Origin of the sequence: Prevotella sp. DNF00663 (assembly GCF_001553265.1) — a bacterium.
Classification (GTDB): Bacteria; Bacteroidota; Bacteroidia; order Bacteroidales; family Bacteroidaceae; genus Prevotella.
Genome location: NZ_KQ960644.1, coordinates 20,474 through 36,753, shown reverse-complemented (window position 1 = coordinate 36,753; position 16,280 = coordinate 20,474). Strand labels below are relative to the sequence as shown.

General features: G+C 42.1%; 18 protein-coding genes. 15 read left to right on the top strand and 3 right to left on the bottom strand.

Annotated elements, in window-relative coordinates; all coding sequences use genetic code 11:
* From HMPREF3034_RS08520 to HMPREF3034_RS08475, 10 genes are all read left to right on the top strand, one after another.
* On the top strand, positions 1 to 963 hold the full coding sequence (locus HMPREF3034_RS08520; protein WP_036896497.1) for a glycosyltransferase family 2 protein: 963 nt from the start codon (positions 1 to 3) through the stop codon (positions 961 to 963).
* A complete protein-coding gene (locus HMPREF3034_RS08515) occupies positions 951 to 1,430 on the top strand; it encodes a DUF6452 family protein (protein ID WP_036896498.1) in 480 nt (159 codons plus the stop codon). The genes HMPREF3034_RS08520 and HMPREF3034_RS08515 overlap by 13 nt, the downstream gene beginning before the upstream one ends.
* Positions 1,381 to 2,073, top strand: a complete 693-nt coding sequence (locus HMPREF3034_RS08510; protein ID WP_197421750.1) for a DUF6048 family protein — start codon at positions 1,381 to 1,383, stop codon at positions 2,071 to 2,073. Before HMPREF3034_RS08515 ends, HMPREF3034_RS08510 begins: the two co-directional genes overlap by 50 nt.
* Before the next feature lie 22 nt (positions 2,074 to 2,095).
* Positions 2,096 to 3,121: an FAD:protein FMN transferase gene (locus HMPREF3034_RS08505; RefSeq protein ID WP_036896499.1), complete on the top strand. Its 1,026-nt coding sequence runs from the start codon at positions 2,096 to 2,098 to the stop codon at positions 3,119 to 3,121.
* Between the two features lie 14 nt (positions 3,122 to 3,135).
* The gene (locus HMPREF3034_RS08500; protein ID WP_036896500.1) at positions 3,136 to 3,822 is read left to right on the top strand and encodes a Crp/Fnr family transcriptional regulator; all 687 of its coding nucleotides are present in this window, start codon (positions 3,136 to 3,138) and stop codon (positions 3,820 to 3,822) included.
* Positions 3,823 to 3,925: 103 nt separating this feature from the next.
* The gene (locus tag HMPREF3034_RS08495; protein WP_369796370.1) at positions 3,926 to 6,007 is read left to right on the top strand and encodes a M3 family metallopeptidase; all 2,082 of its coding nucleotides are present in this window, start codon (positions 3,926 to 3,928) and stop codon (positions 6,005 to 6,007) included.
* A gap of 322 nt (positions 6,008 to 6,329) precedes the next feature.
* Positions 6,330 to 8,411 (top strand): M3 family metallopeptidase, encoded by a 2,082-nt coding sequence (locus tag HMPREF3034_RS08490; protein ID WP_062434808.1) that lies wholly within the window; start codon positions 6,330 to 6,332, stop codon positions 8,409 to 8,411.
* A 2-nt stretch (positions 8,412 to 8,413) separates the two neighbouring features.
* Complete coding sequence (locus HMPREF3034_RS08485) at positions 8,414 to 8,851, top strand: deoxycytidylate deaminase (RefSeq protein WP_036896505.1); 438 nt, start codon at positions 8,414 to 8,416, stop codon at positions 8,849 to 8,851.
* Positions 8,838 to 10,487, top strand: a complete 1,650-nt coding sequence (locus tag HMPREF3034_RS08480; protein ID WP_062434805.1) for a S41 family peptidase — start codon at positions 8,838 to 8,840, stop codon at positions 10,485 to 10,487. Before HMPREF3034_RS08485 ends, HMPREF3034_RS08480 begins: the two co-directional genes overlap by 14 nt.
* Before the next feature lie 46 nt (positions 10,488 to 10,533).
* A complete protein-coding gene (locus tag HMPREF3034_RS08475; protein WP_062434802.1) occupies positions 10,534 to 11,076 on the top strand; it encodes a 5-formyltetrahydrofolate cyclo-ligase in 543 nt (180 codons plus the stop codon).
* 9 nt (positions 11,077 to 11,085) lie between these two features.
* On the opposite strand, the gene HMPREF3034_RS08470 is transcribed toward HMPREF3034_RS08475, so the two are convergent.
* Positions 11,086 to 11,376, bottom strand: coding sequence for a DciA family protein (locus HMPREF3034_RS08470; protein WP_062434799.1), 291 nt, complete (start codon positions 11,374 to 11,376; stop codon positions 11,086 to 11,088).
* 6 nt (positions 11,377 to 11,382) lie between these two features.
* Positions 11,383 to 12,486 (bottom strand): DNA replication/repair protein RecF, encoded by a 1,104-nt coding sequence (locus HMPREF3034_RS08465; RefSeq protein WP_062434796.1) that lies wholly within the window; start codon positions 12,484 to 12,486, stop codon positions 11,383 to 11,385.
* Between the two features lie 164 nt (positions 12,487 to 12,650).
* Here HMPREF3034_RS08465 and HMPREF3034_RS08460 point away from each other — a divergent pair, with 164 nt between their 5' ends.
* Genes HMPREF3034_RS08460 through HMPREF3034_RS08445 form a run of 4 tightly spaced genes read left to right on the top strand, consistent with a single transcriptional unit; the run spans position 12,651 to position 14,741 of the window.
* The gene (locus tag HMPREF3034_RS08460) at positions 12,651 to 13,352 is read left to right on the top strand and encodes a tetratricopeptide repeat protein (RefSeq protein ID WP_062434792.1); all 702 of its coding nucleotides are present in this window, start codon (positions 12,651 to 12,653) and stop codon (positions 13,350 to 13,352) included.
* Complete coding sequence (gene ribH / locus HMPREF3034_RS08455; protein WP_036896514.1) at positions 13,352 to 13,828, top strand: 6,7-dimethyl-8-ribityllumazine synthase; 477 nt, start codon at positions 13,352 to 13,354, stop codon at positions 13,826 to 13,828. The genes HMPREF3034_RS08460 and ribH overlap by 1 nt, the downstream gene beginning before the upstream one ends.
* A 12-nt stretch (positions 13,829 to 13,840) precedes the next feature.
* A complete protein-coding gene (locus tag HMPREF3034_RS08450) occupies positions 13,841 to 14,338 on the top strand; it encodes a 3'-5' exonuclease (RefSeq protein ID WP_062434789.1) in 498 nt (165 codons plus the stop codon).
* Positions 14,339 to 14,360: 22 nt separating this feature from the next.
* A complete protein-coding gene (locus HMPREF3034_RS08445) occupies positions 14,361 to 14,741 on the top strand; it encodes a DUF6557 family protein (protein ID WP_062434785.1) in 381 nt (126 codons plus the stop codon).
* Between the two features lie 14 nt (positions 14,742 to 14,755).
* Here the strand turns inward: HMPREF3034_RS08445 and HMPREF3034_RS08440 are convergent, their stop codons facing one another.
* Positions 14,756 to 15,343: a DUF4738 domain-containing protein gene (locus HMPREF3034_RS08440; protein WP_062434782.1), complete on the bottom strand. Its 588-nt coding sequence runs from the start codon at positions 15,341 to 15,343 to the stop codon at positions 14,756 to 14,758.
* Positions 15,344 to 15,595: 252 nt separating this feature from the next.
* On the opposite strand from HMPREF3034_RS08440, the gene HMPREF3034_RS08435 reads away from it, so the two are divergent.
* On the top strand, positions 15,596 to 16,276 hold the full coding sequence (locus HMPREF3034_RS08435; RefSeq protein WP_062434780.1) for a DUF4230 domain-containing protein: 681 nt from the start codon (positions 15,596 to 15,598) through the stop codon (positions 16,274 to 16,276).
* Positions 16,277 to 16,280 lie beyond the last annotated feature (4 nt).

Sequence of the window (16,280 nt, the reverse complement as noted above, 5' to 3'; positions counted from 1 at the left end):
ATGGATATATCAGTAGTTGTACCTCTTTATAATGAGGATGAATCTTTACCCGAATTGCACGCTTGGATTCAGCGTGTGATGAAGGCCAACAACTTTACTTACGAGATAATCTTTATCAATGACGGTTCTACAGACAACTCGTGGAACGTCATAGAGGAACTTAGTACGAAAGATAATAACGTCAAAGGAATCAAGTTCCGTCGCAATTATGGAAAGAGTCCGGCACTCTTTTGCGGATTCCAAGAGGCACAAGGAGACGTTGTTATCACCATGGATGCCGATTTACAAGACTCTCCCGACGAGATTCCTGAGCTATATCGAATGATTACAGTAGATGGTTACGACCTCGTTTCCGGATACAAACAGAAGCGTTACGACCCACTATCAAAGACCATTCCTACCAAACTTTTCAATGCAACAGCACGAAAAATCAGTGGCATCCCTAATCTTCACGACTTCAATTGTGGCTTGAAAGCTTATCGTAAAGAGGTTGTAAAGAACATAGAAGTGTATGGAGAGATGCATCGATACATCCCTTATTTGGCCAAGAATGCAGGATTTGATAAAATTGGCGAGAAAGTTGTGCACCACCAAGCACGCAAATACGGCTCTACAAAGTTTGGTATCAATCGTTTCTTCAACGGCTATCTAGACTTGATAACCCTGTGGTTTCTCAGCAATTTCGGTAAAAAACCAATGCATGTATTTGGCCTTTTGGGTTCAATCATGTTCTTTATAGGCTTCATTGCGGTTCTTTTGATTGGAGCAGATAAACTCTATGCACTCTCTAACGGGATTCCCCAACGCCTGATTACAAGTTCCCCTTGGTTTTATATAGCATTGACCACCATGCTCATCGGCACCCAGTTGTTCCTTGCAGGATTCCTTGGTGACCTCATCAGCAGAAGCAATCCCGGTCGCAATGATTATCAAATAGAAAAGAAATTAAGATGCGAAGACTGATTCTACTCATCTTATCGGGTGTGCTGTTAGCTGCTTGTTCGAGTATCGAATGCCCCATGAACAGTCGAGTTTATACCACGTATAAGCTTCAAGGTACTGTGAAGAAACTTCAAGATTCGTTGACAGTATTTGCTAATTTGGGCAATGGCGTCGATTCAATCGTTCTCAATAGAGCTATTGAAGTGGATAGTTTTCAGTTACCAATGAGCTATGCCAACGACGCAGACACCTTTTATTTCTTATATGCCAATAAGAGCGGTAAGCTCGGAAGAGATACCATTGTTGTGGAAAAGACTAATCAACCACACTTTGAATCGGTAGATTGTAATGCAGTTGTCTTTCATACTATCAAGTCGGTACGCTTCACTACCCACATGATTGAGAATCTTTCTATTAACAATGCCAACGTAAACTACGATGCAACACCAAGCCATTTCAACATCACTTTCAAAGATCGCTATCAGTAGTCTTTTGTTCTTGGTGTGCATTCCGTCCTTTGCACAACAGTATAAAAAGAAAATTGTACCGGTCCAAGACACGATACCAACATTCCGCGGAGTGCAAGTTTCAACCGATTTAGTAGGTCCTGTGCAACTTGCCGTGAGCGATTATGGACAATACGAAGGTGCTGTTAAAGTGAATTTAAAAGATAAATACTTTCCGACAGTGGAACTTGGTTATGGTAAAGCCAATGCCGAGAATGCCTCAACCAAACTCACTTATAAAACAAATGCGCCTTATTTCAAAGCAGGTGTAGACTTCAATCTAATGAAAGATAAGCACGATATATACCGCATATATGGCGGTTTTCGCTATGCTTTCACGATTTTTAAATATAATGTAGCTAGTTCCGGACTTGTAGATCCGATTTGGAAAGGCAATACAAACATTTCTGCTACCGGTATCAGTGGTTCTTTTCATTGGCTCGAAGCACTCTTTGCTATTGATGCAAAAATATGGGGACCACTCCGATTAGGTTGGAGTTTCCGCTATCGTCGGCGCTTAATACACAACCATGGAGACATTGGTGCTCCGTGGTATGTACCGGGATACGGACGATATGGCAATGCCCGACTAGGTGGAACATTCAATGTCGCACTTGAATTCTAATCTTTTAACAATACGAAAAGATATGGAGACGAAAAAAAGAAAACAACTCGCTTGGCAATTACCATTCTTGATTGTACTGATTATCGGTACAATTTATATTATCAAGCAGCAACGTTCAATGCCTTATCAGCACAATACAGGCAATATCTTTGGTACAGTGTATAACATTACTTACCAAAGTGAAACCGACCTGAATCAGGAAATTGTTGCAGAACTGAATAAAGTAGATAACTCATTATCTACTTTTAACAACTCTTCCATCATCACACGAATCAACAATAACCAGACCGTCAAGACCGACAGACTGTTCAATGAGGTTTTCAACATGGCCGAAGAGATTTCTCTACAGACCCATGGTGCCTTTGATATTACCGTGGCTCCACTTGTCAATCTATGGGGATTCGGTTTTAAACAAGGCAAGAATCCCAATAAGCAAAAGATTGATTCACTCTTAAATATCGTTGGATACAACAAGGTATCACTCAAGAACAATACTGTAACCAAGGCCGACCCGCGTGTTATGCTTGACTGTAGTGCCATCGCAAAAGGCTACGGAAGTGACTGTGTAGCAAGATTCTTGAAAAGCAGAGGTATCAAAAACTTCATGATAGAAATTGGTGGCGAGGTTGTAACATGTGGTATCAGCGAGAAGCGAATGCCATGGAAGATTGGTGTAACCAAACCTACCGACGACTCATTGCAAATCAATCAAGAACTCCAAACCGTCTTGAACGTCACCGACAAAGCCATGGCTACCAGCGGAAACTACCGCAACTTCTATTACAAAGGTGGCAAGAAGTATGCTCATACCATTGATCCGCATACTGGGTATCCCGTCCAACACAGCCTCTTATCGGCTACTGTGCTTGCCAATACATGCGCCAAAGCCGACGCATATGCCACAGCTTTCATGGTATTGGGTATTGATGAAGCCAAGAAAGTGTTGAACCAGCACCCTGACCTCATGGCCTATTTCATCTATTCCGATAATAACAACCGCCTAGCAGTATGGTATTCGCCATCGCTTAAGAACAAGATTGTAAAATAGGAACCTCTATACAGATGCAAGAATATGATATTCATTTATATCACAAACTCGTTACTCTCCCACTATTCCAAGGCTTAAGTCGCTCCGAACTTGAAACGATTGTGGGAGAAACCAAGTTTGGTTTCCACAAATACGAGTCCGGACAACCCATTGTTGTTGCCGATTCGCCCTGCACACATCTTTATTTTCTACTGACAGGTAACCTGCTTGTCACGACTCAAGCCGACGATTACAGCTATCAAATCACAGAACACATCTCGACTCCAGACATTCTTCAACCCGAACATCTTTTTGGTCTTACACAACGTTTCAGCAAAACCTTCACCGCCGAAACGAAATGTTACGTGATGAGTCTCGACAAAAACGAGATAATGAAATTATCAACTGAGTATGCCATCTTTCGTATGAGCCTACTCAACATCATCTCTACTAAGAGTCAGCGAATGCAACATGCCCCCTTAAGACACGTTCCAGAAAACCTCAAGGAGCGTATTGCTCGCTTCGTCACCGACCGCTGTCTACGCCCAGCAGGGCCAAAGACAATCAAAATTAAGATGCAACAACTGGCTGAAGAACTGAATGATAGTAGGTTAGACATATCCCGTGCACTCAACGAAATGCAAGACTTAGGCCAACTAACTCTTAAACGTGGTTATATCATCATTCCAGCTTTAGAGCATTTAGGTAAGCCTATCACATAAAATTCCAAAAATATTTAATTTGCAATGCATATAAATTATGAACACAAAAACAAAGAAAGTGCTTCTTATCGCTACGTTTACTTGCGCCATTCCATGCTTACAAATGACTCAAGGCGTAACTAAAAAGAAAGCACAAACTCGCGTAACCAATTCACTCATGACACCCAGTACACTCCCATTTGGTGCACCCGACTTCAGCAAAATCAAGTCATCCGACTATGTACCTGCTATTCAAGCCGGTATCAAACAGCAACGACAGGAGATTGCCAACATCGTTAATAACAAGCAAACTCCAACTTTCAACAACACGATTTTGGCATACGAGAAGAGCGGTTTACTCTTAGACCGCGTTAGCAGTATATTCAATGCTGTGGCCGAAGCCGACAAAACATCGGAGTTAGAGCAAGCAGAGAATACCATTATACCGCTACTCACAGCCTTTGAAAATGAAGTTAGCTTCAATCAAAAGCTTTTCAAACGTATCAAATACGTCTACGATCATCAACTGAAATCGCTTACCGGAGAAGATCGCAAACTGCTTGAAGACGTCTATAAAGGCTTCGTGCGTTCCGGCGCCTTGCTGTCTCCTGAGAAAATGAAGCGCATGGAGACCATTAATAATCGTTTGGCCAAACTGCAACAAGAGTTTGGTAACATGCTTCCCAAAGCTGCCAATGCCGCAGCCGTATGGGTGAATGACGTCAAGGAACTCGCGGGATTGAGCGATGCAGATATTGCACAATGCAAGAAAGATGCCGAAAGTCGTGGTGGTAAAGCGCCTTACTGTATCGTCATTACCAACACCACACAACAGCCAATCTTGGCAAGTCTTGCTAACCGAAACTTACGTCAACGTGTCTTCGAGGCCTCAATCCACCGCGCTGATGGCACCGGTAGCTTCAACACATTCCCACTTGTATCGGAGATTGCACGCTTGCGTGCTGAGAAAGCTCAACTCATGGGATTCAAGGACTACACTTCTTACTCTCTTGACAAAGCAATGGCCAAGAATCCAACTAATGCCTACAACTTCTTGAAAAAACTCATCAAAGCATACCAACCTAAAGCTGAAGCCGAAACAAAAGCTATCGAAGAATATGCTCGTAAGACAGAAGGAGCTGATTTTAAACTCCAACCTTACGACCGTTTCTACTATTCTGCAAAGATGAAAAAGGAGCAGTTCAATTTTTCTGACGACGATGTAAAACCTTATTTCAATATAGATACCGTACTCATCAAGGGTGTTTTCTACGCCGCACATCGTGTTTACGGTCTCAATTTCAAAGAACGTAAGGATCTGCCCACCTATCATAAGGACATGCAAGTATTTGATGTGCTGGACGAGAACGGCAAGCAAATAGCTTTATTCTATTGCGATTACTATCGTAGACCAACCAAACGAGGTGGAGCATGGATGAGTTCGTTTGCCAAACAAAGCAAACTACGTGGTCAATTACCACTCATCTACAACGTTTGCAACTACGCAAAGGCTCCCGAAGGACAACCAACACTCATCACATGGGACGATGTATGTACGCTATTCCACGAGTTTGGACACGCCCTCCACGGTATGCTTTCCAATTGTAAATACAATACTTTAAGTGGAACAGCTGTAACACGCGACTTCGTAGAAATGCCATCGCAATTCAATGAATCATTTGCCAGCATTCCCGAAGTGTTCAACAATTATGCTCGCCAATATCAAACCAACGAGCCGATGCCCGAAGATTTGAAAGCCAAGATGATGAACTCGCTCACCTTCCAATCTGCTTACGCCCTTGGCGAGAACCTCGCTGCCACTTGTGCCGATATGGCATGGCATTGCCTTGAGACTTCTCAAGTGCCTTCAGCAGATAAGGCTAACGAGTTTGAAGCTACAGCATTGAGAGAGATTGGCCTCTTAGACAATCAGATACCTCCCCGCTATCACACTTCATATTTCAATCATGTATGGGGCGGTGGATATGCAGCCGGATACTATAGCTATCTTTGGAGTGAGGTGTTAGCAGTCAATGTTGCCGACTATTTCGCTACCCATGGAGCATTGACACGCCAAGTTGGTGACGCTTTCCGCACCAAAGTATTAAGCAAGGGCAACACCCTTGACTTAATGAGCATCTTCTCCGATTTCACAGGATTAAAAGAACCTGATGCCGCAGCACTGCTCAAGGCAAAGGGATTATAAGCATCAAGAAAATCGAGTAGTCTGTTATCGGACTACTCGATTTTCTTTTTATACAGTCTATCAAGACATCGTTATGATGCATTCATGACTCATTTACCTTACCATATATTTCTTATCAGACGACTGCAGAGGCCTAACAATTTCTCTGCCTAAAAGCGGCAGTTTTACTGAAAAATCTAAACAGCAATATTGCCAAGTTGTTGCAGCAAAACAAGCATAGTATGCTCGGTTCCATAAATTAGCTAAAAAAGCGATAGTAAATTTTGTTATTATCCTGATTTAGCGTAACTTTACAGCTGCAAATAGCTTTTACTAAATTAGTATGAATGAGAATCAAATAGAGAAAGAAAATCGTATTAATCCTTTTTTTAAACCGTATAATACTCCACATGATACTATCCCCTTCAACTCCATTCAGACATCTGACTTTGAAGAGGCGTTCATGGAGGGAATCCGTCGTGATGATGAAGAGATTCAGAAGATTATCAACGACAAGGAAACACCGACATTCGAGAACACCATTATACGTGTAGACACAGAGAAAGGCGAACATTATTACGACTTATTGGACCGCGTATCCAACGTCTTCTCATGCATGTTGAGTGCCGAGACCAACGATGAGCTAGACGAATTGGCTCAAAAACTCAGCCCAATATTGACACAGCACGCCAACGATGTCAAACTAAACAAGCGTTTGTTCGAGCGTATCCAATATGTCTACAACCATCATCGCGACCTTACACCCGAAGAGCAAATGTTGCTCGAAACCAGTTATGACGGTTTTGTTAGAAGTGGTGCGCTGCTCAATGATGAACAAAAAGAGACCTTACGCAAACTGACAGAAGAAGCCGGCGTACTCTCTTTACAGTTCTCACAAAACCTGTTGAAAGAGAATAAAGCTTTCACGCTACACCTGACAGACGAGAAAGACCTTGCAGGACTGCCTGATACAGCTATCGAAGCTGCTGCGCAAACAGCAAAAGAAAAGAATGAGACGGGATGGATATTCACACTCGATTACCCCAGCTACAGTCCTTTCATGACCTATTCTGCATGTCGAGAATTACGCAAGCAAATGTACATGGCTCGCAACACTGAGTGTACACACAACAACAGCGAGAACAATCTGGAGATATGCAAGCGACTAGTAAACCTTAGAAGAGAGATTGCCCAACTGTTAGGATACGACACTTACGCTGACTATGTACTGAAACATCGTATGGCCAGCAATATAGACAACGTATATAAACTCCTAGACGACCTCCTCAAAGCATACAAACCGACTGCCATAGAAGAGGTAAAAGAGATTGAACAGTTGGCTAAACAGACCGAAAGCGACAACTTCCAACTGGAGCCATGGGACTTCGGTTACTACAGCCACAAGCTGCAAATGGAGAAGTACAATCTTGATGCAGAAATGCTCCGCCCCTATTTTGAATTGTCAAAAGTTATTGATGGCGTATTCGGATTGGCCAACCGGCTTTATGGAATCACTTTCAAAGAAGCCAAAGATATACAGGTGTACCATCCTGATGTAAAAGCATACGAGGTCTACGACAAAGACGGAAGCTATTTGGCTGTATTCTATGCCGACTTCCATCCGCGCAAAGGCAAACAAGGCGGGGCATGGATGACAGAATTCCAAGGCCAGTGGATAGACCACAAAGGAGTGAACGTGCGTCCGCACGTAAGCGTAGTAATGAACTTAACCAAACCTACCGACGAGAAGCCTGCATTGCTGACACTGAGCGAAGTAGAAACTTTCTTACACGAATTTGGACACTCCCTCCACGGCATGTTTGCCAATACTCGCTTCGAGAGCCTAAGTGGTACCAACGTATGGTGGGATTTTGTTGAGCTACCATCACAGTTCATGGAGAACTATTCGATAGAGAAAGAGTTTCTACGCACCTTTGCTTTCCATTATCAAACAGGCGAGCCATTACCCGACGAGTTGATAGACCGCATTGTCCGTAGCCGCAACTTCATGGCCGCCTACAACTGTTTACGCCAAGTAAGTTTTGGACTTTTAGATATGGCTTACTACACACGGAAAGATGTTTTCGATGCCGACATCATCCCATTTGAGAAGAAGGCATGGGAAGAAGCAATCATTACCAAGCAACAACCCGATACATGTATGACCGTGCAGTTCTCACACATTATGGCCGGAGGGTATGCGGCAGGCTACTATAGCTACAAGTGGGCAGAGGTATTAGATGCTGATGCGTTCAGTCTATTTAAGAAAAACGGCATCTTCGATGTAAAAACAGCCCAAAGTTTTAGAGATAACGTGCTATCAAAAGGTGGTACTGAGCACCCTATGACGCTCTATAAGCGATTCCGCGGACAAGAGCCTACCATTGAAGCATTGTTGGTTCGCAATGGTATCAAGCAAGCATAACCATGAATAAGAAGCAAGAGAAACTAGATTTAAGATATCTGCGCATGGCTAGAATATGGGCAGAAAACTCTTATTGTGAGCGCAGAAAGGTAGGCGCATTGGTGGTTAAAGACAAGATGATTATCAGTGACGGCTACAACGGAACGCCCAGTGGTTTTGAAAATGTGTGCGAAGACGAGAACAAGTTGACCAAGCCCTACGTGCTACACGCAGAAGCCAATGCCATCACCAAGTTGGCACGATCGTCAAACAACAGCGATGGGAGTACGCTCTATGTGACGGCTTCTCCCTGTATAGAGTGTGCCAAGCTGATTATCCAAGCCGGTATCAAACGCGTTGTTTACGGTGAGAAGTACCGTTTGGAAGATGGTATCAACTTATTAAAGAGGGCAAATATAGAAGTAATATATTTAAATCCTGACGACAATGAATCAAAATAAGAATCGTTATATGCCGCTATTGATGGCACTTAGTGTTGTCTTAGGTATTATTATCGGTACATTTTACGCCAATCATTTCTCTGGAAACAGACTGAATATTATCAATTCGGGTAGTAACAGGCTCAACAATCTGCTGCACATCATTGATGATCAATACGTGGATAAGGTGAATATGGACTCTTTGGTAGACCATGCCATCCCGCAGATACTGTCTGAATTGGATCCCCACTCAGTCTATATCAGTGCAGCAGATGTACAGGCTGCCAGTGATGATTTGAAAGGTTCTTTCTCTGGAGTCGGTATTGAATTCACCATTAGAGAAGATACTATACACGTCCAAAACGTCATTAAAAACGGGCCGGCAGAAAGAGCCGGCATCTTGGCAGGGGATAAAATCGTAAGCATTGACGGTAAACCTTTTGCCGGAAAGATGGTAACACAAAGCGAAGCTATGCACCGATTGAAAGGTCCGAAAGACACAAAAGTCAAGATTGGAGTACTGCGCTATGGTGTCAAAGAGGCTAAATACTTCACTGTTACACGTGCTGACATTCCGGTAAAGAGCATCGCTGCCACTTATATGCTTGATGATAATACCGGTTACATACGCATTAAGAACTTTGGAGAAACTACATATCCGGAGCTCCTTATCTCATTGGCGAAGCTCTCACAAGAAGGTTTCTCTAATCTAGTGATAGACCTTCGCGACAATACAGGCGGTTATTTGAACTCTGCCGTACAAATGGCTAACGAGTTTTTACCAAAGAATAAGCTTATCGTTTATACAGAAGGACGTAAGAGTCCACGCCAAGACTATCGTTCTGATGGACATGGAAGTTATCAGAAAATCCCAATGATAGTACTTATCAACGAAGGTTCGGCTTCATCGGCTGAAATATTTGCCGGTGCCATGCAGGATAATGACCGCGCTACTATCATCGGTCGGCGCTCGTTCGGAAAGGGATTGGTACAGAAACAAATCGGTTTTCCGGACGGCAGCATGATTCGACTAACCATCGCACGCTACTACACTCCATCTGGAAGATGTATCCAAAAGCCTTATACAGGCGGCAAATACAATGAGTATGAACAGGATTTGATAAGCCGTTATCAGCATGGTGAATACTTCTCGCAAGACAGTATTAAACATACAGGACCAGCATATCACACTGGCATAGGACGTACAGTATATGGTGGAGGTGGCATTACGCCGGACATATTCGTACCGGAAGATACGCTTGGTATGACTTCTTACTACAAGCAAGCAGCCATAAGCGGACTCATCTTGCAGTATGCTTTCACCTATACAGACGACAATCGACTGAAGTTGAACAACTTTAAAGAAATGTCGGAGTTAAGCGATTATCTTGCAAAACAGAACTTAGTAGATAAGTTTGCAACCTATGCAGAGGGTAAAGGACTGCAACGCCGTAATCTACTTATCAAACGTAGCTACTCCCTACTCAACAAGTATATCAACAGCCGAATCATCTATAATATGCTAGATGAAGAAGCATGGAATGAATATATCAACATTTCAGATCCGGTTATCAGTCGAACTTTGGCGGTATTCAAAGCAAATGCAGCTTTCCCAAAAGTAATTGAAAAGCCTGCGACTCCAAAGAACAAGAAATAAAAAGATAGGAGTGTGGAATTTCCACACTCCTATTTGCTATCATAATATGAAAATAACAGATAAGAAAGCATTACGCAGAATCATACGGGAACGAAAGAAACAATATACTCCGGAACAATTGACTGCCATGTCAAAGGAAATTGTTACACGATTGCTTTCACATCCTCGTATCCTGCAAGCTAAATATATACTACTCTATTATTCGCTTCCCGACGAAATTGATACGCATTGCTTAGTCGACCAACTGATAGCTATGGGAAAGCAAATCCTCCTACCTGTCATAGTCGGTGAGACTGATTTAATCCTTAGAAGATACACCGGCACACAAGATTTGAAAGCAGATAATGCCTTTCATATATTGGAGCCGACGGGCGAATTATTTACTGAGTATGAGAAAATAGAGGTAGGTATTATCCCCAGTATGAGTCTCGACAATCATGGAAACAGACTCGGAAGAGGCAAAGGGTATTATGATAGATTGCTCACACAGATACCACATTTATATAAAATAGGTGTATGTTTCGACTTTCAGAAAGTAGATTATGTACCGACATCGGAATACGATGTTCCTATGGATGAAGTCTTATAACGCCGAGAATCAGTAAAACTTAATATCAGAGATGATAAATCCCCCCACCTGTTCATTCAAACGAGTGACTAACTTTCCTTTCATCATGCTGAGATCTTGACGTAATGCCGGATTAGAAATCTTGACCAAGAGGGTTTGGTTTTTGATAAATAGAGACTGAGTATAACGAGCTATGGTCGGTCCTGCGACTGTCGGCCATGAATCAATCAGCCGTTTTTGCTTGAGAGGAATCTCCAATCCCTCTACACGCAAAACCTTATTAAGGACTTCATCGAGTGTTAAGACCTGTCGTTTGAACATATCTGATTATATTTTCTCTATTATTTCGCCATTCTCAACTGAAAATAGCTTATAATCACAATGGCTACTTTGCAAAATTTGATCAAGGTGGTCGCGATTAGTATCGGTCATAAATATCTGCCCATAGCTATCTCCCGATACCAGTTTTACGATTTGCTCAACCCGGCGAGCATCCAGTTTATCAAAAATATCATCAAGCAATAACAAAGGAACTGTATTGGAAGATGTGCGCTTTAAGAAATCAAATTGCGCCAATTTAAGTGACAATACAAATGTCTTATGCTGTCCCTGACTCCCTTCGCGTCTTAACTGATAGCCTCCAAGAAGCATCTCTATGTCATCACGATGGATACCGTGAAGCGAATAACCCACTGCCCTATCTTTGAATCTATCACGTTGTATCACATCCAAAAGGCGGCCACGTTGGCAATGTGATACATAGTTTAGGGATACGGTCTCCTTATTTTCAGAAATAGATTGATATATCTGTTGGAATAATGGCACTAATTCCCGGATGAAAGCATCACGTTTTTGGAACACAAATTCACCATTCTCAGCCATCTGTTGTTCCCAAATTTCCATCAGTTGCACATCAGGTTCAGCCTCCATTTTGAGCAAAGCATTACGCTGCTGCAACGCTTTATTGTAAGCCATCAGGGCTTCCATATAGCCATGATCATATTGTGAAATCACAATATCCATCAATCTGCGACGCTCATCACTGCCCCCTTCAATTAAGATACTGTCGGCAGGAGACACAAAGACCAATGGTATTAGTCCTATATGTTCAATCAATCGCTTATAATCTTTCTTATTCCGCTTGAATCGTTTACGCTGTCCGCGCTTCATACCACAGTACACATCCTCTACATCCCCGGCATCATTGAGATACTTACCATCCAAAACCATGAAGTCGGAATCGTGCTTCATGATTTGGGAATCAATCGGATTGAAAGCACTTCGGCAAAAAGAAAGATAGTAAATAGCATCTAGTAAATTGGTCTTCCCTTCACCATTACTTCCTATTAGGCAATTCAATTTCGGAGACAACTGCAAATCAGCCGACTCAATATTCTTAAAATTAATAATGGAAATCTTATCCAATAACATCGTAAATGCAAAGTTAGGGGTTTTGATATTCATAAACGAAAAAAAGGGATAAATAAATTTCAATATATGAGATATATTCAGTACTTTTGCGACAAATATGGTATACAGGTCTCAACATGTATACCTTTGCTTTTTAGCCGAAATAATAAAAAACATATAAAGTAATGTCAAAACAGAACGAACAGGGAGTTTTCGAAGCTAATGAAGCTCTCAACAAGTCAGAAGCTTTCTTTGATAAATACAAGAAAGCCATCATCGGTGCAGTCATTGCCCTTATTGTTATCATTGTAGGATTCTTCCTTTACAAGGCTTATGTAGCCGGTCCACGTGAAGAAAAAGCAAGCACGGAACTAGGAAAGGGACAGGAATACTTTAACAACGAGATGTTCGACAAGGCTCTCAATGGCGATGGTGCTGGTTATGCCGGCTTCGTTAAGATTGCAGATGACTTCAGTGGAACAGACGCAGCTAACTTGGCTAACCTTTATGCAGGTCTTTGCTACGCCAATTTAGAGAAGTGGAATGATGCTGTAAAATATCTCGATCAGTATTCACCTGCTGATGATGCGATGATAAGTCCGGCTGCAGTTGCTGCTTTAGGCAATGCTTACGCTCATGTAAACCAATTGGATAAGGCTATCAGCAACTTGAAGAAAGCTGCAGATATGGCCGATAGCGAAGGCAATGATGGTGTAAATGTAAGTCTGTCACCAACTTTCTTATTACAAGCCGGTGAACTATTGGAGAGCCAAGGTAAGAAAGATGAAGCCCTGAAAATCTATCAAGATATCAAGAGTAAGTATGTAAACTCAGCCCTCGTTCAAAGTCAGGAAATAGACAAATACATAGAACGCGCTTCACGATAATGGCAACAGCATTACATAATCTTTCAGATTACGACCTCAGCAAGGTTCCTGATGCAAGCAACATGTGCTTCGGTATCGTTGTCTCAGAATGGAACCCAGAGGTAACAGGAGCCTTACTTGATGGCGCAGTGAAGACTCTTGAGAAGCATGGAGCATTGCCAGAGAACATCCATGTGAAGACTGTTCCCGGAAGTTTCGAGCTTGTTTATGGAGCACATCAGATGATTCTCAATGGTGGCTATGACGCTGTTATCATTCTTGGATGTGTGATCCGTGGTGAAACACCGCATTTTGATTATATCTGTCAAGGCGTAACTGCCGGCATCGCAAGGCTCAATGCCACAAGTGAAATCCCCGTAGTTTATGGCCTATTGACCACTAACGACTTGCAACAAGCTCAAGATCGTTGTGGTGGTCGGCTGGGTAACAAGGGGGATGAATGCGCGGTTGTTGCCATTAAGATGGCTAAATTCTAAAGAATAGTATAGTTGAAAGACTTTGCAGCTATAGATTTTGAGACTGCAAATGGTTACCGAACAAGCGTTTGTAGTGTAGGTGTGGTGATAGTAGAGAATGGGATTATAACCGATTCATACTATCACCTCATTCGTCCTGTACCTAATTATTACAATCCATACAATACTGCTGTACATGGATTGACGCGCGAAGACACTGACGATGCACCTAGTTTTCCTGATGTTTGGACTGAGATTGCTCCCAAGATCAAGCATCTTCCACTCGTCGCTCACAACAAAGCTTTCGACGAAAACTGTTTGAAAGCCGTGTTCAATGCCTACGAATTGGCCTATCCAAACTATCCTTTCTCCTGTACTCTCGCTGGTGCACGCCGACGATTCCGCAAGACTGAGATTGCCAACTATCAACTACATACAGTCGCAGCCAAGTGCGGTTACATACTAGAAAACCACCATCACGCCTTAGCCGATGCTGAAGCATGCGCCCATATAGCTATTAAGATATTATAAGCGCCCCATTCAATAAAACAAAATGAAATTACATCAACTCTTTCAGGCATACGATTTCGATGAAGTCATGCCCATCATCAACGATATGTTCCCCGGAACTAGCAAGTACAGAGAACCACTAGAAACAGCATACAATCTCATCCTTCAGATGAAACCAGTCCCAAACAAAGCTGCAATCCGCTATAAAATAATGGATTCAGACAATAAGGGAGAACAGTATATGGGGGCAGAGGACAGTGCTTTCATGACTACATGGGAGGTATGCCTTGGCAAAGATATCTCAAAAGAAGGCGGTGTAGACCTCAGCAACGCAGAGATTTTGGCCAATTGCCTAGTCAACATGTGCTTCATCAGCAAGTATCCCAAAGCCTTTGAAGCTACTCGCAAAAAACTTCTAAAATAAACAATTAGAGGGGACTAAATCCCCTCTTCCTCAGACAACTCGTCTTCTGTCTTTTGTGTTCCATCTCCTGTATCCAATTGGGTATCCTTCGAAATGGCAACAGTTCCTGTCCTTGAAATCATCAAAACCAGAGGAACGTATTCATCACTCATCTTATCTGGTGAGCCCACGCTGGCTGCAAAGCGCAATCTGTCGCCCTGTGCTGCATCCAACACGACGCCTAACAGCGCACTGTTTTTCTTGTAAATATCATCCACATAAGATTCGAAATCACTTTTAGTGAAAGTACGATTAAAGAATTCCGAACCATCTTTACGCAGTATTTTCACAGTTATTTTGTTATCATAGTAGCGATTTCCGCTATCATCAACAACCAATTTCAAAGTTTCATCGGCCTGTCTGGATACCACAACCTTATAAGTTGCTCCAATCCATTCCACATTTCGCGTTTGTAAATAGTCTCCAATCTTTTGCGGTTTCTTATTTATCACCTGAGCTTTAGGCTTATGGGTGATAATATCTTGGCTCTTTTTGGCTTCCTTACAGCCAGTAAGTCCACCAACAAGCATGCTTATCACTATGAAAGGTAAAAATCGTTGCATCGTACAATGGTTCATTTAGGAAGCAAAGTTAATAAAAAACCGCGATAAAAACAACGGCATCTACCGCTAAAACAAATTTAGCAGTTTCTACTGCCAAAAGATTCAAGCCCAATTAATAAATATATATGAAATACGAGACATTTATGTTTTTTTGCTATCTTTGCATAAGATAGGTTGCATTTGGCAAATAGAAAAAAGTTTTCTTTGGGCTCATTTACACTATCTTTGCACCAATTAAACAAGTATCATCAAATGAAATATCTCTTTTTTTACATATTTATGTCTGTAGTTTTCTTTTGTTCCTGTTCTCAACATAAGACTACAGAAATATCGAACGAGTCTCCTATTGACACCATCCCACAGATGATTATGCAAATACAGCGAACATCTCGGCTCTATACGGCAGAATGTAAGGTACATAAAATCATCACCCATGATGACCAAAAGAAGATTTCTGGCTCGTTCATGAGCAAGGATTTCAGTATCAATCTTCCCCTCGGTAATCGCAAAGTTGCCATTCCAATGAACGCAACCATCAAAGCATACATTGACTTCGACAACTTCTCAAAAGAGAACATACGTAAAAAAGGAGATAAAATCAACATTATATTACCAGACCCGAAACTAGTTCTTACCAGTTCGAAGATAAACCATCGAGAAGTAAAACAATATGTAGCGTTCACTCGTTCCGACTTCAGTGATGCCGAACTTACATCGTTCGAGAAGCAAGGGCGACAGGCTATCATCAACGATATTCCCCATTTAGGCATCATCAATCAAGCCAAAGAGAGCGCTGCACGGACCTTGATTCCTATCATCAAACAAATGGGATATACAGAAGAAAATATCATTATAACATTCCGCAAAGAGTTTACTATCAGCGACTTACCAACACTATTAGACTATTCAACAATAGAGAAGATCAACAATTAGACAC